This is a genomic window from Desulfovibrio desulfuricans DSM 642, from assembly GCF_000420465.1.
GTDB lineage: Bacteria > Desulfobacterota > Desulfovibrionia > Desulfovibrionales > Desulfovibrionaceae > Desulfovibrio > Desulfovibrio desulfuricans.
This window is the reverse complement of record NZ_ATUZ01000011.1, coordinates 764,359-784,224: the sequence shown is the minus strand read 5'-3', so window position 1 is coordinate 784,224 and position 19,866 is coordinate 764,359. Positions and strand designations below refer to the sequence as shown.

Genomic DNA, 19,866 nt, shown 5'->3' with positions numbered 1-19,866 from the left:
TGTGCGCACTGCCTGCGTAGACTTCGCACCCTTGCTTCACACTGCACAGAGCTATCGCGCAAACCATTGCCGCCTTTGATGAACACAACAGCGCAAATTTACCGCCGCAACTAACTGTCACCGGAACAAGAAATACGCCCAAATGTTACGGATATATGACTTTGCGCCGGGAACTTGCGGGTAGCGGCATCACAGGATAGAGTGCAGGCAACAGAGGTTACCTGCATGAAAATAGCCATTCTTGACGGTGCTGTGCTCAATCCCGGCGATGTGGATTGGGGGCCGATCGCATCCCTTGGCGATGTGTCCATTTATGAAACCACTCCCACCGAAGCGGTTGCAGAGCGCACCCAGGGGGCAGACGTGGTGCTTGTCAACAAAACCCCGTTGACTGGCGCAAATCTTGAGCAACTGGACAGCAATGTCCGCATGGTAGGCGTTCTTGCCACCGGCTATAATATTGTAGACGTTGATGCGCTGGCCGCTCGCAATGTTCCTGTGTGCAACGTTGTTGCTTACGGCGTGAGCGATGTGGCGCAGCATGCAATGGCGCTCTTGCTTGAGCTGTGCCGCCATACAAGCCTGCATTCCGAGAGCGTCAAAAGCGGCGACTGGCTCAAATCCAAAAGCTGGTGCTACTGGAAGATCCCGCCTCTGTGCCTCGAAGGGCTGACCATGGGCCTGATTGGTTTTGGCTCCATAGGCCGCCGCATGGGTGAACTGGCCCACGCTTTTGGCATGAGCGTACTCGCCTACTGCCGCACCCCCAAGGATCCGCCGTCCTACGGCCCCTTTGCCTTTGCCACGCTTGAGCACCTGCTTTGCGCATCAGACGTGGTTTCCCTGCACTGCCCGCTGACCAAGGAAACACGCAATATCATCAATGCCAAAACGCTATCGTCCATGCGCAAGGGGGCTATCCTGTTGAATACCTCGCGCGGGCCGCTGGTGGATGAAGCCGCCGCCGCAGAAGCCCTGAAATCCGGACATCTGCGAGGTCTTGGCACTGACGTTCTTGCGCAGGAACCTCCGCAGGACGACAATCCCCTGTTTTCAGCGCCCAATACGCTGATTACGCCGCACATTGCCTGGGCTACCACACGTGCGCGGCAAAACATCATTGACCTCATGGCGGAGAACATCCGGCGCTGGCAGGCAGGAACCCCCGTCAATGTGGTGAATGGGGTAAAATAAGCGCGAATCATGTACATCGACATACACACCCACGCCTTTCATCCCAAGATAGCGCACAAGGCAGTGGATCACCTGAATGATTTTTATAGCGTCAACTGCGCGGGCGATGGCACCATCGCCCACCTGCTGGAGCGCGAGCGTAAGGCCGAGATGGAAAAATGCGTGGTTTTGTGCGCAGCCACAGCACCGGCCCAGGTTATTCCTGCAAACAACTACGCCATCACCTTGCAAAAGGAGCATGCAGACAGGGTCATCGCCTTTGGTACGGTGCACCCGGGCTATGAAAACTGGGAGGCTGAGCTCAAGCGCATCAAGGCCGCCGGCATCCGGGGCATCAAGCTGCACCCGGATTTTCAGAGCTTCTGGCTGGACGACCCTCGCCTTCTGCCCATTTTTGAAGAGGCGCAAAAAGACTTTGTGTTTGAAATCCACATCGGCGACAGAACAACACCCGCCCAAAACCCCTCCTGCCCTTACAAACTGGCGGCCATTCTGCGCCAGTTCCCCGGCATGAGGGTGATTGCGGCGCATTTTGGCGGTTACCGCATGTGGGCGCATGCGCTTGAGGCGCTTGCTGGCAACAGGTTTGAAAACCTTTGGTTTGACACCTCAAGCACAACGCCCTTTGCCACCCCGCTGCTTGCCAAAAAACTTCTTGGGGCTTTTCCGCGAGAGCGGATTCTCTTTGGCACCGATTGGCCGCTGTATGACCCGGTGGAAGAGCGCCAACGCCTGCAACGCCTTGCCAGCCTCAAGGATTCGGAGATGGAAACCATCATGAGCAACGCCACGTCCCTTCTATGCGACAGTCCGGAGCAGGCTAAATGCCAGCACAGCCATTGACAGCCGACCCGCTTTGCGGGTAAGTGTCTTGCCAAGCCGGACGGCGGCAGCACTGCCAACCCCGTCAGGTCCGAAAGGAAGCAGCGGCAACAGACGTTGCCGGGTGTCCGGCCCACAAAAAACCGCAACGGTAATCCGTTGCGGTTTTTTGCGTCCTTGCGAACTTGCGCCAGCCCCCCGCAAAAAGGAATTGCCGCCGCCCCAAGAGGACGCAGCGGCAATTCCGGTTCTGCTACAATATACGGGCAGAAGCCGTGCTAATTCTGATCTTTCGCTGGCTCGTCCTCATCAACCATCACATCCACCTGATAAATGCCGCGCATTTCGTCCAGGTGAGCGCGCATGGCCTTTTCCGCCAGATCCGGATCACGCTTTTTGAGCGCTTCGTACACGCCAACGTGGGCGCGGTATGAACGTTCGCTCTGCTTGCGTACCTGCAAGGAGGCGTACAAAGGCGTGATCAGCCATCCGGCAAAGCCTTCGGCCAACAGCCCGAGAAAATTGTTGCCCATGCACTCCACAAGATAACGGTGGAAATCAATATCCGCTTCGGCAAAAGCGCGTATTTCCGATGCATCCAGCAACCTGCGCTGGTTTTGCAGCTGCTCGTCCAGGCGGGTCAGCTGTTCATCAGTTATTTCAAGAGCCATGCGACGCACCACGGCGGTTTCAAAAAAGAGCCGCAGATCGTGCAGTTGACGCCAGCCGTCAGGCGAGCTGGAGTAAATTTCCAGCGTAGCCCTCATTTCGCGCAGCAGGGGCTTGAGCGTCAGGCGGCACACGCGGGCGCGCATGCCGGGCGATACCTCAATGAGGCCCATGCGCGCCAGACCGGAAAGCGCCTCGCGCACAGCAGGCCGTCCCACGCCGAACTCGTCCATCAATTCGCGCTCGGAAGGCAGCTTTTGCCCTACCTGATAAACGCCGCTCTGAATGTCATCCAGCAGACAGCTCAGCACCTCGGTGTGTACTCTGGGGCGCTGGATGTTGCGCTTTCTTCCGGCCTGTGCCTCGGCATCCATATTTTTCGAATTTTCGGTATTCATGGCGAAATTCGTTTCTCCTTGAGGTCTGCGGTACGCCGCATCTTTTTGAAAAAACAAGAATTTGTATGCGTCAAAAAAGCAGTAATCCCATAAACCGTTACAAAATTTTCATAAGATATTTCCTTACCCCATGAATTTCTGTATACTTATACAAGAAGGCCGACACAAAATGCTGCGGCTGACCGGTTACTTCCGGCAATTGCCCGCAATGCCACATTGTTGCTGGCCCAAAAACTTTTTTCGAGCATGTTCAACTGAGGCTGCCCCGCGCCGACAGGCGCATTTTTTACACTGTCACGGCAGACAAACAGATGAAGGAGCAAGTGATGTCACGTATCAAGAACCTGCGGGAAGAAGCCCTGGCCATGCACAAGGAATATCAGGGGAAAATAGAGGTTCGGGTCAAAGCCCCTGTGCGCGATAACGACGACCTCACCCTGGCCTACTCGCCCGGCGTTGCCGAGCCTTGCATGGAAATTCATAAAGATCCCGCAATGCTTGATGTTTATACAAACCACTCCAACTTTGTCTGCGTTGTTTCCAACGGCACTGCCGTGTTGGGCCTTGGAAGCATCGGCGCGGCCGCAGCCATGCCCGTTATGGAAGGCAAATCCCTGCTCTTCAAAACCTTTGGCGATGTGGACGCCTTCCCCATCTGCGTGGACACCAAGGACACCGGCAAGATCGTGGAGCTGGTTGAACTGATGGCCCCGACCTTTGGCGGCGTAAACCTTGAAGACATCAAGGCCCCCGAGTGCTTTGTCATTGAAGACACCCTGAAAAAGAACGGCATCTTCAAAGGCCCCATTTTCCATGACGACCAGCACGGCACAGCTGTTGTTACCCTGGCCGGCCTTATGAACGCCCTGAAAATTGTTGGCAAAAAACTCGATGAAGTGACCGTTGTCACCAGCGGCGCTGGCGCTGCGGGTATTGCCATCATCAAGCTGCTCATGGCCGTGGGCCTCAAAAACGTCATCATGTGCGATTCCAAGGGCGCTATCTGGCAAGGCCGCCCCGAAGGCATGAATCCCTACAAGGATGAAATCGCCAAGCACACCAATCCCAACAAGATCAAGGGCGGCCTGGCCGAGGCCATCAAGGGCGCTGATGTCTTTATTGGCGTTTCCGCGCCCAATTCCCTGAACGAAGACATGATCCGCAGCATGGCCAAGGATCCCATTGTTTTTGCCCAGGCAAACCCCATCCCCGAAATCTGGCCCCTGCAGCGCGCTTTTGACGGCGGCGCAAAGGTGGTGGCAACGGGCCGCTCCGACTGCCCCAACCAGATCAACAACGTGCTGGCCTTCCCCGGCATCTTCCGGGGTGCCATTGACGTGCGCGCCACTGACATCAACGATGCCATGAAGATCGCCGCCGCCAAGGCCCTTGCCGAACTCGTCAAACCTGAAGAGCTCAGCCCCGGCATGATCATTCCCTCGACCCTGAACCCGGACGTGGCTCCGCTGGTGGCAGCTGCCACAGCCAAGGCCGCTATGGAAAGTGGCATTGCCCGCGTCCACATGAATCCTGCCGATGTGGCAGAAAACCTCAGAAAGCGTCTCGCCAAGCGCCGGGGGTAAAACTTCTGGTCGCTGGCTTTTTGGTCATCACCGTTCGGGGGTCGCGCATGCAGCGCGGCCCTTTTTTCTGCCAGCTGTACATACCAGGGTCAAAATCAAGCGTCGCGCAAATACTAACCAGAGCCAGCTTTAACCTTGACGGACAAAACTCCCAGGAATAATAACGCCCTGTTTGATCACTCGTTCTGTCGATAATACAGCATTTTAAGAAGTGATACCACGCAATATACCTGTGGGCAATTACCTGCTGTGAGCCTTTGCATTTCAAAACCTTTCAGCCTGCTGACTGGTTGCTCAACCTATAAAAAAATATCATTTCTGTAAAGACCCCTGACGCAAAATTGCAACTGGTCTGGCATATTCTATCTATTTCGCCCAACATACCATCCCGGTATTTAAAAAGATTTTTACTCAGCTAGAAATGAAAAAAATCAAGGCGCCCACAGCCGAAGCCAGGACGCCTTGATTTATTTATACCGATGTAGGGGCTGGAACACAGACAGAATAATTGCGCCAGCAATGTGTTAGCTGTAAATCCTGAAGCAATACAGGCAAAAAGGTTTGCCCCCTGCCCTGCCCCAAAAACTAATTAATGGCCGGTGATGCCATATTTTTTGAGCTTATATTGCAGCAGGCTTTTTGAAATTCCAAGATATTCTGCTGCCTTGACCTGCACAAGCTCCGCCCGCACCAGGGCTCGACGGATAAGCGCGGCCTCAATTTTTTCAAGCGTATCCGCCAGATCGAGTTGTACGGGCAGCAGGTCCACCGCACTTTTGAACTGCGATTCTTCGTCGCGGATCTCGGCGGGCAGATTATCCACGTCAATGACATTGCCCGGCACCAGCACAAGGCAGCTTTCCACAACGTTTTCAAGCTGGCGGATGTTGCCCGGCCACTCGTAGCCCGTGAGGTAGTTCAGCGCTTGAGTGCTGAAGGTTTTGGGCGACATGGAATTGTCTGTGCAGACCTTTTCCACAAAGTGCGCCACAAGCAGCGGGATGTCTTCCCTGCGTTCGCGCAGGGGCGGCAGGGGAACCTGCACAACGTTAAGGCGGTAGTAGAGGTCGTCGCGGAATGCCCCCTTCTCCACCAGCGCGGCAAGATCCTTGTTGGTGGCCGCCACCACGCGAATGTCCACCTCAATTTCCTCGCCGCCGCCCACGCGTTCAAAACGCCGCTCCTGCAGGACGCGCAGCAGCTTGACCTGAAGGTCAGGCGTGAGTTCCGCAATTTCATCAAGGAACAGAGTTCCGCTGTCCGCCTGTTCAAAGCGCCCGCGCCGCATGGCGACAGCACCGGTGAATGATCCCTTTTCATGCCCGAAAAGCTCGCTCTCAAGCACTCCGGGGTTCAGGGCCATACAGTTCACCGACACAAAGGGCTTGTCCTTGCGGGGGCTGGTATAGTGGATGGCGCGGGCCACCAACTCCTTGCCCGTGCCGGATTCACCGGTAATGAGCACAGTAGAGCGGCTGGGCGCAGCGCGCTCAACCATCAGCAAAACGTCCCGTATGGCCCTGCTGCGGCCCACAATTTTGTGGACGCCGTAGCGGTCTTCCATAACTTCCTGCAACAACCGGTACTGGCGGTGCGCTCGCGAAAGTTCCGCGGCATTGTGGATGGAAAGCAGCAGTTCGTCATTGGAAAAAGGCTTGGTGATGTAGTCAAATGCGCCGTAGCGCATGACCTCAACGGCGCTTTCAATGGAGCCGAAGGCCGTCATGATAAGCACAGGAATGTACGGCCAGTTCTTCTTAACACGCTCAAGCACTTCGCGCCCTGTGACCTTGGGCATTTTCATGTCGGTCACAATAACGTCCACTTCACTTTCGTCCAGAAATGCCAGTGCGGTTTCAGGGTCGCTGATGGCCGTGACGACATAGCCCTCGTCTTCAAGCAGGGTTTGCAACACCAGCAGATAGTTTTTTTCGTCGTCGATGATGAGAAGATGCGCTTTTTCGCTCATTATGTATCCTATGCGCCAGTTTGGGCTCTGGGCAGCAGAACCCTTACCAGCGCCCCGCCCTCGGGGCCGTTTTCAAGCTTGATGACACCGCCGTGGCTTGAGATGATCGACTGCACAATGGGCAAACCAAGCCCTGTGCCGCCGTCCTTGGTAGTAAAAAAGGGATCCAGCAGGTTGGGTAGCGTAGCGGGGTCAAAACCGGGGCCAGAATCAAGAAATTCAATGCAAATGTGACCGTTGTCGTCAATGCGCCCATTTATGTGCACAATGCCCGGCCCATCCATCGCCTGCTGACCGTTTACAAGGATATTGTAAAAAGCCCGGTACAGCAAATCCTTGTCGCCGGGTGTAAAAAGCCCACTCTCGCACTGCCGCTCAAGCGCCACGCCGCAGCGCCCCATCTCGCCTTCAAGAAAGGCCAGAACCTGATCCAGCACCACATTCACGTCCACAACGTCCTGCTTGGGCTGGCGGGGACGGGCGTAGTCCAGAAAGTCGTTGACCGTCTGCGAAAGGCGAACAGCCTCGTCATAAATCGCCCCAAGAATACGGCGAGTGCTGGCGTCGGCCTTGTCGGTACGGCGTTGCAGCAGCTCGGCGCTGGAGCGGATGATACCCAGCGGATTACGAATCTCGTGCGCGATACTGGCCACCACCCTGCCCATGCTCACCAGCCGTTCATTACTGTGCAACTGGTTTTCAAGAAGCCGGTTCTTGTACATGCGCGCCGCCAGTACCCGCTCCGACCTGTGGATCAGCATGAGCAGCAGGCCAAACATGACCACAGACGAAAGCAGACACATGACAACGATGATACCCTGAAACGTGAGCACCTGCTCATAGTCGCCCGTAATATCCTGCGTAAGCTCCAGCGCGCCCATGATGGGCGCTTCCTCCCCCGGGTGCAGGGGTTCGCCGCGCAGGGGATAGAGAATGCGCAGCACAAACGAGCCTTCCTGCAACGGCACACGAAAGGGAGCCTGCCAGCCCGGCATGGTCGAGATGATTTCCGACCTCGGCGCGCCGCCTTGCAGAATGTCGTCCAGATATGGCGGGGATAAACCGGCGCGGCCCAGATCTTCCTTCTTGGTGGAATACGCCACCAGACGCGAAAAATCATAGATACGCAGCCGTTCGACCGGCAAGCCGTGAATCACGGACTTCACCACCTGATCCAGCCTGTCATATTGTTCTGGCTGCCGCAGGGCGATACGCCCGTAGCCCAGCAAGGTGGGCAAGGCGAACCGGCGGAATATCTGGCTGTTGAGATTTTCCACAAGCTGCTGGGCAAAGTTCTCCTGCCGTGTGAGCAGGGTCTCGCGCGCAGAGTTGGAAATGAAGAAAGAAAGCCCCAGGCTGGTCAGCAAAATGACCACCAGCGAGAGCCAGGATAATGTGCGGGCGTAACTTGGCAAGGCGCTATCCGTGTCTACGGCCTGGGCGCAGGCATCCTCGCACTGGCGGATGCAGGCTTCGTTACGCTGCTTTTTTCTGAACATGACAATGCCTTTGCGCGCGCGGCGGCTCCGGGCGGCGCGGCACTTCTGCCAGCACCGCCGGGGCGCAGGGAAAACGACCGCTACGCCCCGCCGCAAAGCCGCCGCTACGCGACAGGTTATAAAAACCCCAGGCATATCCGAAAGCCGCCGTCTGACGGCCACCGCCATTCCTGAAGCACATTTCGGCACACAGGCAAAGGGTTGCAACCAGCGCGGGATACCGTCTTTTTGCCCTTGGCAACGGCCCCGCGCCTTTCACTTGCTTAAAACTTCTGTTCCATTCTGGGTACGGCAAGGTATTCCGCCAGATCGGCTTCTTCCTGCGCATAGCCGCCAGCTCCAAGCCGCGCGTTGGCAAGGCGTTTGCCCAGCTCCACTGCGGGTTGATCCAGCGGATTGATGCCCATGAGCCAGCCCGTAAACAGGGTGGCCGCCTCAAGCAGCAGCATGAGCGAACCGGCGGCGCGGGGGCCGTTATTGTGCATTTCCACATGCAGCAGGGGCACGCCGCTCTGGCACAGGGCCATGCGGGTTCCCAGGGCCTCGGCTTCAAGCAGGCTGCCAAAGGGTTTGGCCCGCAGCCATGCCCACTGATCCGGCACATCCATGCCGAAATTGGGCCCCTGCGCCTGATCACGGCTGGTCAGGAAAATGCACCCCTTGTTCCGGGGGCCGCTCAAAAACATCTGGTTGATGGAATGCTGATCCGTCACCCCGGTGGCGGGCACAGGCTGGCTGCCCTGCCCGTCCTTGCCCAGACTTTCGGCCCAAAGCTGGGCAAACCAGTCGCCATAGGCGGCCCACTGCGGGATGTAGCTGAAAAATATCAACTGGCTGTAGCCCTTATCTTCCAGAGCCTTGGCCCAGCAGGCCAGGGCAAACGAAGGATGTTCGGCCACCTGATCCGGGTGTTGCAGCAGGGGGCGGGCAACATCGGCTGCGCCGTCCAGCAGGGCCTGCCAATCTATGCCCAGAAAGGCCGCAGGCAAAAGGCCCACAGCAGAGAGCGCCGAATAGCGGCCACCAAGGTAATCCGGCACTTCAAGGGCGGTCAGCCCATAACGGTTGGCTTCTTCGCGCAGGTAGCCCTTGCGTTCGTCGGTGACAACGATCATCTGATCCTGCCAGCCCTCGCCCACGCTGGCCTTCAGCCAGTCGCGCACAAGAAAATACTGGGAGATGGTCTCAATGGTGCCGCCAGACTTGCTAATGCACACTACCACGGTTTCCGCGGGATTGAGCTTGCCGAGCAGGGCTTCAAAGCGCTCCGCACAGACATTGTCCGCAATCCATAGCCACGGGCCACGATGAGCGGGGCCGTCCTGCCCCGGCGCAAAGGCCTGCTGCATGGCCCGCGCCCCAAGGGCAGAGCCGCCGATGCCCAGCACCAGCATATGCTTGTAGGCCTTGATGCGGGGAATCAGCGGGGCCATTTCCACTTCCAGCTTGGCGCGGAAGGGCATGGAAATAAAGGGCAGCTCGCCGGATGCCAGCTCGCGCTGAAGCCTCTGGGCCACCTCTGGCGAGCGCGCCTTCAGGGCCGCAGCAGAGTCAGCGTCAAGGCGATGAGCATACGCTCTCGACCATTCGAGCAAATGAGGCATGGATACCTCCTGTGGTGTTGCGCCGCGTTCCTGGCGGCGCATTACAAAAGTCGCAAGGGTTTGGGAGCAAAAAAACGCCGCCGCACGGCCTTGTAAGTCTGCGGACGCACACCAAACCGGCAATGCCACAGGGCACAGGCATCACGCGCCGCACAGGCACGCACCTCTACCCTGTCGCCAGCACAGCCCATGCACTGCCTGCGAATGGCCCGCAAGGCCTGTCGCGCGGCTTCTTCCGCCGGGGCGGGGCATTCCTCGCCCGCCAGTGTGGCAAGCCGCCAGGCCCAAAGGGGGCAATCTTCATCCGCGCAGGCGCGAACCGCCTTGGCAGACGCACCCTGGCACTCCAGACAAAACTGCCGGATGGCTGTCAGAGAACCATTCTTGCCCCTGCCGGAATTTTTTGCGCGTTCTGCGTCCGTGGTCATCAGGATTTGGAAGCCCCGCAGCATTTCTTGTATTTTTTGCCGCTGCCGCAGGGGCAGGGATCATTGCGCCCCACCTTGGGTTCCTGCCTGCGGTAGGCATCAGGCCGCAGGGCCACGCCGTCCACATAATAAATCTTGTCGTCCTTGCGCTGAAAAAAGCTGCGCTCGCCCAACTGACGGGGGATGCCCTCAAGTTCGTAATAGGCATAAAATTCAACGACATCAAAAAGTTCGCCGTGTTCTCCGGCGGGAACATCGTTTTCGGTCGCGGCAATATCAAGGCGCAGCCAGGTTATATCCCTGGTCTGCTCGGCCAGCTTGTCGGCGTCCACATTTTCCCGGTAGTCGGGATGCGTGGTTTCCACAAGCCATTGATGGCGGCCAAGCACATAGGCCGAATACCGTGAACGCATGAGGCTTTCTGCGTTCTGGGGCCAGGACGCGCCTTCAATATGGGGGCCGCAGCATTGGTCCAGAGACTGGCCGCTGCCGCAGGGGCAAAGTTGAGACATGAAAATTCCGCCTTGGTTTAAGCCCGCAGGGGGCATATGCAACACAATAAGCATAGCTTATGGCAAAGCAGGCGGCAAGAGCGGCAAGGCGGGATGAATGCGGCGGGCAAAAAAAAAGCGGCATGCACAGGTGACGCGCCAAGTGCATGCCGCAGGAGACCGAACGACCTTATCTGTCTTTGACCAGAGGAGAGAGCGGCCTTGGGGGCCGCAATTGGACAAGACAGCCAGGACGAACGGCGGTATTGGTCGCACCGGCTTCTGCCGCCGGGCTTGAGATTGAGTCAAAATTCAGTTCAAGCGTGCCGTTCTTTGCTTCTTCGGCGCGGGCAGTGCCAAGGGGCATGCCTTGCGCATCATAAACGGCGCAGGGCGTTCCCTTTGCGGGCGCGCGCAGACCATACAGCAGGCACCAGATGTGGCCGGATTGCGCTTTCACGGCAGTGTCAGCATTCTGTTCCACGCGCACGATTTCTCCGCAGCCAAGGGTTGTCAGCTGGCGTATGTACTTGCTGCCAAGCCTGAACACCACAACCCCGCCCAGCAGGGCCAGACCGCAGCATCCCGCGGCCAGCACAAAGGGGTTATAGCCGGTAATGCGTCGCAAATATGAGGAAGACGCGGCCCGCATGGCGGTTTCATCGGCATGCACGACAACAGTATAGTGTTGCGTGGTGCTGGCAGCCGCACCCCTGAAAGAAACTTTCAGGGCGTAACTGCCGGGTTCCGCCACGGCATCGGCGCGCACACTGCCTCGCCACATGCCGTTGCCAAACCAGTAGCCCGCAAAGAATCCTTCCAGATCATAAAAGAGGGCCGGATTTTCCGGGGTAAATTGCGCCTTGAGGTCGCTGTTGACGGGATTTTTGATGGTCAGCGGCCCGGATATGGACACGCTGCCGCCGGGCAGCAATTCGATCACATCCGCGCCAGACCTTGTAAGGCCTTGCAGGCCGTCAAGCATTCCCAGCAGGGCAAAACCCAGCAACAGGGCGCACAGGGCACCCCAATAACGCTGCCGGGCTCGGGTCTGGAGGCAGTTCTGCCAACCCTGACTCTTGATGAATTCCCCCATAGGTTCCTTCCTGCCCGCCTGTGGTATGGTCATGACACACGACATGCTGCTGCTCCCGTTTATCGGCGATCAATGACGGGGCACATGGACGTTTCGGCCACGTGCCAGCTTACAAGCCGCTGCCCAAGGCGCGGCAGTTCCACAAGGCTCTGAAACTCGGCGGGATATATCTGGCGCACCTTTTTGGTGAGCCAGAAGGCCCCTGCCCACGTAGGCACCGTGATGCCAAAAAACCATGCGCAGAACACCAGTTCCGAGGCCCCAGAACTGTGGGCCGACTGATACATGCCCACAAAGATCGCGCCAACCATGACTGCGTTGGCCGCAACCCGGATTATGCTGGAATAGAGGGTCTGACGGTAACTGTTCATTGATGCTCTCCTGAGTGTGTTTGTCCACCCGAGGTGCGCCGGAGCGGGGCGAACCGCTCCGGCGCGCAGGGTGGGGGTAGGCACCCTGGGGGTTTACTTCTTGAAGATGTTGGTCTTGGACACGTTCATGATACGCATGGACTGGGCCTTGTCGGCATTGCGGTAGGCAATGCGCATTTCGTCGCCAGCGGTCCACACATAGGCCGGGTAGTCCTGGGCTTCAGCAGGAATCTTGAAGGTAATCAAAGACTTCTGACGGCCAGAGTACACGGTGACGGTCTGCTGTTCCTTGTCGATAATGGGGAAGGTCTTGCCCTTGACCTTGGGATGGTTGGAGCCGACGTTCTTTTCCACATCAGTGAACTGCACGGCCAGTTCGCGTACGCTGCTGGTCTTCTGGTCATAGATAAGCACGGTGTTCTTGACCAGGTCGATCATCAGGCGGCCGCCCACACTGGGGCTCGGGCCCATGTCTTTGGATTCCACAGGCAGCTTGAAGGTATGCGTGCCGCCACTGTAGTGCGGGTTAAACTGATCGTGCGTCACGTCCACCACGATGGTGAGGGTTTTGGCTGTGGCATCAAAGGCCACGCAGCGTCCCTGTTCCACGCCTCCGTCGAAGTTGCAGCCGGTGAGCAATGCAACAGAGAAGGCCATCGCCAGCATAAGCATCAGGTTACGAATCTTCATGGCGGGTCTCCTTCTAGTTGGCCGCGGGCTGGTTCTTCTTGGCGGCAATTTCCGCCTTGGCGCCCTGTACCATCTTGACGGTTATGTAAAGGGAGATCGCCGACACGAAGCCGAGCACGTCGATCGTAGCGGTCGGGCCAAGCAGCCAGCTCCACGCCGGGAATTCAGCTTCAACCAGCTTGCACACAACCGAGATGAGGCAGCCGATAACAGCCAGGCCGAACACGAGGCGGATGCCGTAACCCTTTACATACTTGGTGGCGACAACGCCGATCTGCGCGCCGATGGCCGCGCCGCACAGCATGATGAGAGCGGCAAGCAATTCCACGCGGCCCTTGTATGCGTACGAAGCCGTGCCGTAGAGACCGGAGATGGCGACTTCAAAGAGGTCCGTACCCACCGCCAGATGGGTGGGGCAGCCCACAAGATACACCAGGGCGGGCATGCGGATAAGACCGCCGCCGATGCCGAGGATACCAGCCAGCCAGCCGGTGAAGAAGCTGACGAAGATGGGCAGCCATGCGGAGCAGGTGATGTTGGCCTGCTTGAAGTGGAACACAGGCGGAATCTTGATGGCGTGCAGGCGGGAGGCCCAGTCAACGCCAGTGGCCGTCTGGTCAAGTTCCCTGTTCTGGGCTCTTGCTTCACGTTCCTTCCTGCGGCGGGCGGCGATATCATGAAATACAAGCCATGCCAGCAGCACAAGCAGGACAACGTACAACCAGCGCACAACCTTGTCGACGGAACCCAGGCGTTCCAGCCACATGACCATCTGCGCGCCAACTTCCACGCCCACGATGGTACCAACCAGCATGGTCAGGCCCAAGCCGTAGTCAACGTTGCCGAACTTGCCGTGCCGCATGGTGGAGATAAGCGATTTACCCGCCATCTGCGCCACGTCGGTACCAATGGCAAAGGCCATGGGGAAACCAAGAATGTTAAGACCGGGGGTAACCATCCAGGCGCCGCCCATGCCGAAGAAGCCGCCGATAATGCCAACGCCCAAACCAAGAATGACAAGGCCCGGCCAGAAAATGAACACGCCGGAAATGGGCATCAAAATATACAACCATTCCATAACTTGCCTCCTTCCGACTACTTTTCGGACAATTCGCGGTGCTTGAGGTCAATGCCGATATGCGTCATGACGATATCTGCCAGCCACCCGAGAATGCAGCCAGTAACCGGGATGATGGCCATAGTCAGAATGGCAAAAAAGAAATGGCTTTCATTATACATTTCAGCCCACCAGTACAGTATGCCGTCAAGCTTGCGCGTATCGGCAACCACCACAACGTTGGCAACCTTGCCGCCGCCAGCAGCCAGGGCCGCGCCGGGCAATGCCGCAACCAGCAGCGCGCAACCTGTAAGCCATGTCCAGAGCCTCTGCATCCTTTTCATAACTTCCTCCACATCAAAATGTGACATCTCCACTTCAACCACTTACCCATTTTGCGATGTCTCCCGTCGGGGGCAGGCACCGCCTCGTTGCCTCGAATGTGAAAGTATTAGCAAAGGCTGTGCCATTGCATAATTATTGCCTGTAATTGCGCCTTTTTTTCTATTTTTGCGCGAAAAATCTTGTCACGAAGAGCAATGTTTTTTATACTCAGCTCAAAGATTGCGCTTTTTTGCACAAAACAGGGGAGCACCATGCGCTTACACAGAACACTTCCCCAGGGCAGCTCGCTGGAGTTCACGGCGTTCTTTATGAATCGCAGCCTTGCAAGCCGCATGCTGATGCTGGGCTTGCCCCTGCTGGCGCTTGTACTGCTGATTATTTTTACTGCTACGGGCAGTAGCATCGAGGCCATTCTTGATCGCGCAATTGCGCGCAATGCACAGCTTCAGTCACAGGCAATGAGCCTTGCTCTAGAACAGGCGCTTGAAGAAACGCGCAATCAGCTTCTTATTCTCGCTGCTGGCTCCATGGATCAAAAGGACATGGCCAACCGGCTCAAATTCCGCGCCAAGGCTGGCGGCTTGCGCTACAGGGAGCTGGCCTTTGAGGGTCTGGCCCCAGACAACCGCTATCTGCTTGTCAACACAGGCGGGGATATCATCAATGTTCCCATGCGGCAGGCCCTTGCCAGTCCCACCGGCCCCTTCCACTCCATTGCTTCTGAACACCGCACCGGGCACGTCAGCGTTGCCCAACCCGTGGAAGCGACCTACTCCATGGTGCCGGTCAAGGGCAGCAACCAGAACATCACCCTGCACGTGCTGCGTTTTTCCACCCCGGTTCATGATGCGGAAGGCACATTTGCCGGCTACCTGATGCTTTCACTGGATCTGCGGGAGCTGCGGGATATCCTGTCCACCTACTCCGGCCCCAATGCACCCATTGCCGCATCAGGCGATGAGGGGCGCGTGCGCACACTTTTTTTTGACCGCGATGGCTGGATGCTCTTTCAGTCTGAAGCGCCGGATGCTGGCCTGGCCCAGCGCAGCCTAGGCACAGATGCCGTGCGCGCTGGCTTTACCGGCGATTTTGGCAGGCCGGGATTTAACACCGCATTCCGGCCCGGCCCTGAACACATCAATTACTGGAACATGGTATCCGATGTGCAGGAGGGCAAGTCAGGCCAGCTCCCCCTTTCTGAAAACAGCTCCCTGTGGAGCAGCAGCCAGATGCGGGTGGAGAGGGTAAGTTACGTGCCGGTGACCTTCAGCCCGGTTTCGCAGGCAACAATTGTACTGGGCGGTCTGGCGGTATTGGACACCAGTTTTACCACCACGCGCACGGGCGTGCAGCTCATGGGCATCTATGTGGGGGCCTTTCTTGGCGGCATGCTGCTTTTGGGTCTGAGCCTTTGGTGGCTTGCGCGACAGACGGGCAGATCACTCAATGCCGTAACTGCGGAACTTGAACGCTGCAACGCCGAAGGGGACGACAAAAAAATAGATATGCCCCAACTGCCGCGCGAACTGGAACGGCTCAAGACTGGCATAAACACCCTGCTTGAACGCTTGCGCTTTGCCGCGGAGGCCCGCCGCCTGCGCGCCGCTGAGGATGATGCCCAGCAACAGCGCGAGCCAGTGGAAGATCTGCCGCATCCCGAAGACCTGCCCGTCAACAGCCTTATTGGCACATCACCCACCATGCTTGCCTTGTGCGACAATGTTCGCAAGGCCTCGCAGGTGATGGCCGATGTGCTGGTTGTGGGCGAAACCGGCACAGGCAAGGAGCTGGTTTCCGAGGCCATCCACAGGCTCAGCGCACGGGCTGCGGGGCCTTTCATTACCATCAATTGTGGGGCGCTGGATGAAAACCTGCTTATGGATACGCTTTTCGGGCATGTGAAAGGCGCCTTCACCGAGGCGCGCGCGCCGCGCAAAGGGGCTTTTCTGACGGCGCAGGGCGGCACCCTCATGCTGGACGAAGTAGGCAATGCGGCCCCCAAGGTGCAGCAGGCCCTGCTGCGGGCGCTCTCCACCAGGCGAATCAGACCGCTGGGCAGCGATGAAGACGTTCCTTTTGACACGCGCATCATTGCGGCGACCAATGCTTCCCTTTTAGATGATTCACAGAAGGGTTCGTTCCGCGAAGATTTGTACTACCGGCTGGCCGTCATCACCATCAACACGCCGCCGCTGCGGGAGCGCAAGACGGACATTCCCTCGCTGGCTGTCTATTTTCTTTCGGAAGCTCTCAAGGCCAAGGCAAGGCTGAAAGCCGAGGGCGGAGCACAGCCCGCTGGCGGGTTGGCTGCAATGACCGCCGCCATGCCGCAGGTCAGCAAAGGAGCCATGGCCAAACTGATGGACTACGACTGGCCCGGCAATGTGCGCGAATTAAAAAACACCCTCACGCGGGCTCTGACATTCTGCGAAGGTGGCATCCTACTTGCAGAAGATATTCAGCTTGGCGCGGCTACCCAGCCGCAAAACGACGCCATCCCGGCAGGACAGAACGAAACTGCGGCAGCTCCGGCGCAGGAATCGCGCAAGCCGCAGGATGATCCTTGCGATCAGGGATTCTGCACAACGCCCCCTGCCGAAGATCCTGCACCGGCAGAAGGCTTGCCCGCCAGGCTTGTCAGCCCTGCGGCCGCAGATATTCCCGTGCAGACCTCAGTGGGCGACCCTGCCCCTCAGCCGCAAAACGAGGCCTCCGCGCAACTGGATACCCTGCTGCGCGGCAAGGACTCTGCGGACAAGCTCAATCGGCGCGTCATGGAGGTCTGGCCGACCATCGCGGCTTCGGGCAGCATCAGCAGGCAGGAATATCAAGCGCTTGCCGGGAAAAATATTTCCATGCGCACGGCTCAGTACGACCTGCAATTGCTTGTGCAGCTGGGGCTTGTGCGCAAAGACGGACGCGGCCCTGCGCAGAGGTATATTGTAATCGGGCAGGGACGCTGACAAGCAACGTTTACGCATCAGGCATTCAGCATCATCAGTTTCAGGGCATGACGAAAATCTGCGATCAAGGATATCCGTATGGCCTCTCTGCTGAGAAAACTGTTTGGCATTGCCCCTCGTGTTGGCCGCGAGGCGGCCATGGACGCCTTCAACAAACGCTATGTCTCGTTCAAGGAACTGCTCCAGGCCAATGCAGATCTGGCCGGGGTAATGGCCGGGCTGGACGCCACCCTGCGCGGCGACAAGCACATGGAAACCAGCGAAGTGCGCAAGCAGGCCCGCCGGGCCATATTCCACTGCGAGCGCATGGCCTCTACCCTGAGCGAAATGTCAGGGCAGTGCGATATTTCTCTGGGCAGCGCCGTACATTCCATTGCCGCGCGCATTGAGCACGAGCTGGATCAGCACACGCGCGGCGATGTGCCGCAGTTTACCCTGCCCCTCTCAGAGGTTGATGCCAGCATGGCCTACAGTGTCGGCGGCAAAAACGCCAACCTCGGCGAGCTGCGCAATATGCTGGATATGCCTGTGCCGCGCGGATTTTCCATCACTATCCGGGCATGCAGCTTTTTTTTGCTGCGCACGCCGGGCCTGTTTAAAAACCTGTTCAGGCTGCTGAAATCTGTTGACCCCGAAAAACCCGCGTTAATTGCAGAAATTTCCAAAAATATTGAGCTGCTTGTGCTGGAAGCCCCCATCCCGGCAGAGGTTGAGCAAGCCCTGTTTGCGGAATGGGACGCCGCCTTCGGCAAAAACGCGAATGTGGTTGTGGCTCTGCGCTCCAGCGCCATTGCCGAGGACGGCGTGCAATCTTTTGCCGGTCAGTACCGCAGTATCCTTGGCGTTACCCGTCAGGATCTGCTGTCCGCCTTCAAGAAGGTGGTTGCCAGCCTGTTTTCGCCCCGCGCCCTGACTTACCGCGCCGAACACGGCTACGATCTGGACGCCACCGGCATGGGTCTTTGCTGTGTTGAAATGGTACGGGCCAAGGCAGCTGGCGTGGCTTTTTCCCGTCATCCGGTAGACCTGCGCTCCAACGCCACTGTCATCAACGGCCTGTGGGGTCTGGGCGAAATGGTCGTGGACGGCTCGGGAACACCCGACCAGTGGCTTGTTTCCCGCGCCACAAAAAAGATCACCATGGCCACCATTGCCCACAAAACAGTGCGGCTGCGCCTTGTGCGCACCAAGACCGGCCTTGTGGAAAGCACGCTCGAATCCGTGCCCGATCCCCTGCGCGATGTTCCCTGCCTCAGCGATGATCAGGTGCGCAGACTGGCAGAAATGGTCATGGAACTCGAACGGCACTACCAGTATCCGCAGGATATGGAATGGGCCGTGGACGAAGACGATCAGATTATTTTGCTGCAAACCCGCCCCATGGGGCTGGACAGCGCCTCCGAGGAACATTCTGCCCCGACCCTGCGCCACCTGCGCCCCCTGCTCTCAGGTGGCGACATTGCCGCGCGGGGCGTGGGGTGCGGCCCTGTTATTCATGTGGGCGAAGGGGAAGACATGACGCACTTTCCCGAAGGGGCCGTCATGCTGCTTGCCCACTCCTCGCCCAACGCCATGGCGGCCATGCGCCGCGCCTCGGCCATCATTGCAGAAACAGGCAGTCTTACCGGCCACATGGCTTCCATTTGCCGCGAATTTGGCGTGCCTACCATTATGAACCTGCCGGGCGCCAACAGTATTCTGGCCGAGGAGCAGATTGTCACAGTGGATGCGCTCACCGGCAGAATTTTTGACGGCGAAGTGCAGGAACTGCTGACCCTGCGGCTGGTGAAGCCTCAGGCCAGACCCAGCAGCCCGGCTCTGGTGCTTTTACGGCGCATCGCACCCTATATTCTGCCACTGCATCTGGTGGATCCGCGCGCGGATACATTCACGCCCCGCCACTGCACATCGCTGCACGACATCATGCGCTATGTGCACGAATTGAGCTATTCCCAGATGTTCCAGATATCCGACAGGGTTACGGATCACTGCGCAGGCGTTGCCAGCAAGCTGGTCTGCACGGTGCCGCTTGATCTGCATGTGATTGATCTGGGCGGCGGGCTGCGCAATCCGGAATCCCGCCAAGTAACGCCAAACGATGTGCTGAGCGTGCCTTTCAAGTGCGTGCTTGACGGCATGCTCAATCCGGCGGTGCAGGCTCGTGGCCCACGGCCTGTAAACATGCGCGGGTTTCTTTCGGTCATGGGGCAAACCGCGATTGGCTGCAATGAGGAGGGCTGTTCACGCTTCGGCCAGCGCAGCTATGCCATAGTTTCAGACCGCTATCTCAATTTTTCGTCCCGAGTAGGCTACCACTACGCCATTCTTGACTGCTGGTGCGGCGAAACCCTGAGCAAGAACTACATCCGCTTTGAATTTGCCGGAGGCGCTGCCGCCAATGCCCAGCGCGTAAGGCGTGTGCAGTGCATAGGCCTGATCCTCAAAGAGCTGGGCTTTACCGTTGAGATAACGGGTGATAGACTGCGGGCACGTTACCAGAAATACCCCAGGCATGAGCTGTGCGCGCGCCTGGATCAACTGGGACGACTCCTGATAATGACCCGCCAGATGGACATGCTCATGGTGGACGATGCAGCAGTGCAATCCTATGCCACCAAGTTCCTCAATGGCGAATATCATTAGCCGCACACCCTTTGCGGGGGTGGGCCCGGCCCCGCACGGCGGCC

General features: G+C 58.0%; 16 protein-coding genes and 1 other RNA gene. 6 read left to right on the top strand and 11 right to left on the bottom strand.

All coding sequences use genetic code 11. The features are described 5' to 3' along the window. Positions 1 to 225 precede the first annotated feature (225 nt). The 3 genes from G449_RS0105315 (at position 226) to ffs (ending at position 2,155) form a co-directional block, all read left to right on the top strand. Positions 226 to 1,194 (top strand): D-2-hydroxyacid dehydrogenase, encoded by a 969-nt coding sequence (locus tag G449_RS0105315; protein ID WP_022658276.1) that lies wholly within the window; start codon positions 226 to 228, stop codon positions 1,192 to 1,194. A gap of 9 nt (positions 1,195 to 1,203) precedes the next feature. Further along, positions 1,204 to 2,037, top strand: coding sequence for an amidohydrolase family protein (locus tag G449_RS0105310; RefSeq protein WP_022658275.1), 834 nt, complete (start codon positions 1,204 to 1,206; stop codon positions 2,035 to 2,037). Positions 2,038 to 2,069: 32 nt separating this feature from the next. Next, positions 2,070 to 2,155: signal recognition particle sRNA small type (gene ffs, locus G449_RS18075), an RNA gene on the top strand. 139 nt (positions 2,156 to 2,294) lie between these two features. Here ffs and G449_RS0105305 read toward each other — a convergent pair. Continuing rightward, positions 2,295 to 3,083 carry an FCD domain-containing protein gene (locus tag G449_RS0105305; protein ID WP_022658274.1) on the bottom strand — a complete coding sequence of 263 codons (789 nt, stop codon included), beginning with the start codon at positions 3,081 to 3,083 and terminating at the stop codon, positions 2,295 to 2,297. A 326-nt stretch (positions 3,084 to 3,409) separates the two neighbouring features. On the opposite strand from G449_RS0105305, the gene G449_RS0105300 reads away from it, so the two are divergent. Further along, positions 3,410 to 4,666, top strand: coding sequence for an NAD(P)-dependent malic enzyme (locus tag G449_RS0105300; protein WP_022658273.1), 1,257 nt, complete (start codon positions 3,410 to 3,412; stop codon positions 4,664 to 4,666). Between the two features lie 589 nt (positions 4,667 to 5,255). Here G449_RS0105300 and G449_RS0105295 read toward each other — a convergent pair. The 10 genes from G449_RS0105295 to G449_RS0105250 all read right to left on the bottom strand — a co-directional run bounded on the left by G449_RS0105295 (position 5,256) and on the right by G449_RS0105250 (position 14,215). Then, positions 5,256 to 6,635, bottom strand: a complete 1,380-nt coding sequence (locus G449_RS0105295) for a sigma-54-dependent transcriptional regulator (protein WP_022658272.1) — start codon at positions 6,633 to 6,635, stop codon at positions 5,256 to 5,258. Between the two features lie 8 nt (positions 6,636 to 6,643). Next, positions 6,644 to 8,134, bottom strand: a complete 1,491-nt coding sequence (locus G449_RS0105290; RefSeq protein WP_081640476.1) for a sensor histidine kinase — start codon at positions 8,132 to 8,134, stop codon at positions 6,644 to 6,646. A 263-nt stretch (positions 8,135 to 8,397) separates the two neighbouring features. Continuing rightward, positions 8,398 to 9,738, bottom strand: coding sequence for a hypothetical protein (locus G449_RS0105285; RefSeq protein WP_022658270.1), 1,341 nt, complete (start codon positions 9,736 to 9,738; stop codon positions 8,398 to 8,400). A 41-nt stretch (positions 9,739 to 9,779) separates the two neighbouring features. Then, entirely contained in the window at positions 9,780 to 10,166 is a 387-nt protein-coding gene (locus G449_RS0105280) for a hypothetical protein (protein ID WP_022658269.1), read from the bottom strand. Continuing rightward, positions 10,166 to 10,678 (bottom strand): YchJ family protein, encoded by a 513-nt coding sequence (locus tag G449_RS0105275; RefSeq protein WP_022658268.1) that lies wholly within the window; start codon positions 10,676 to 10,678, stop codon positions 10,166 to 10,168. Before G449_RS0105275 ends, G449_RS0105280 begins: the two co-directional genes overlap by 1 nt. A gap of 169 nt (positions 10,679 to 10,847) precedes the next feature. Next, positions 10,848 to 11,798 (bottom strand): hypothetical protein, encoded by a 951-nt coding sequence (locus tag G449_RS16095; RefSeq protein WP_159060434.1) that lies wholly within the window; start codon positions 11,796 to 11,798, stop codon positions 10,848 to 10,850. 14 nt (positions 11,799 to 11,812) lie between these two features. Continuing rightward, positions 11,813 to 12,124, bottom strand: a complete 312-nt coding sequence (locus tag G449_RS0105265; RefSeq protein ID WP_022658266.1) for a hypothetical protein — start codon at positions 12,122 to 12,124, stop codon at positions 11,813 to 11,815. A gap of 93 nt (positions 12,125 to 12,217) precedes the next feature. Next, positions 12,218 to 12,814 carry a DUF4881 domain-containing protein gene (locus tag G449_RS0105260; protein ID WP_022658265.1) on the bottom strand — a complete coding sequence of 199 codons (597 nt, stop codon included), beginning with the start codon at positions 12,812 to 12,814 and terminating at the stop codon, positions 12,218 to 12,220. 13 nt (positions 12,815 to 12,827) lie between these two features. Then, a complete protein-coding gene (locus G449_RS0105255; RefSeq protein ID WP_022658264.1) occupies positions 12,828 to 13,892 on the bottom strand; it encodes a sulfite exporter TauE/SafE family protein in 1,065 nt (354 codons plus the stop codon). A gap of 17 nt (positions 13,893 to 13,909) precedes the next feature. Further along, positions 13,910 to 14,215 carry a DVU0150 family protein gene (locus G449_RS0105250; RefSeq protein WP_022658263.1) on the bottom strand — a complete coding sequence of 102 codons (306 nt, stop codon included), beginning with the start codon at positions 14,213 to 14,215 and terminating at the stop codon, positions 13,910 to 13,912. Positions 14,216 to 14,467: 252 nt separating this feature from the next. Here G449_RS0105250 and G449_RS0105245 point away from each other — a divergent pair, with 252 nt between their 5' ends. Together G449_RS0105245 and G449_RS0105240 are read left to right on the top strand one after the other, a co-directional pair. After that, positions 14,468 to 17,179 carry a sigma 54-interacting transcriptional regulator gene (locus G449_RS0105245; RefSeq protein WP_027180729.1) on the top strand — a complete coding sequence of 904 codons (2,712 nt, stop codon included), beginning with the start codon at positions 14,468 to 14,470 and terminating at the stop codon, positions 17,177 to 17,179. A 78-nt stretch (positions 17,180 to 17,257) separates the two neighbouring features. Beyond that, entirely contained in the window at positions 17,258 to 19,822 is a 2,565-nt protein-coding gene (locus G449_RS0105240) for a PEP/pyruvate-binding domain-containing protein (RefSeq protein WP_022658261.1), read from the top strand. Positions 19,823 to 19,866: the final 44 nt, after the last annotated feature.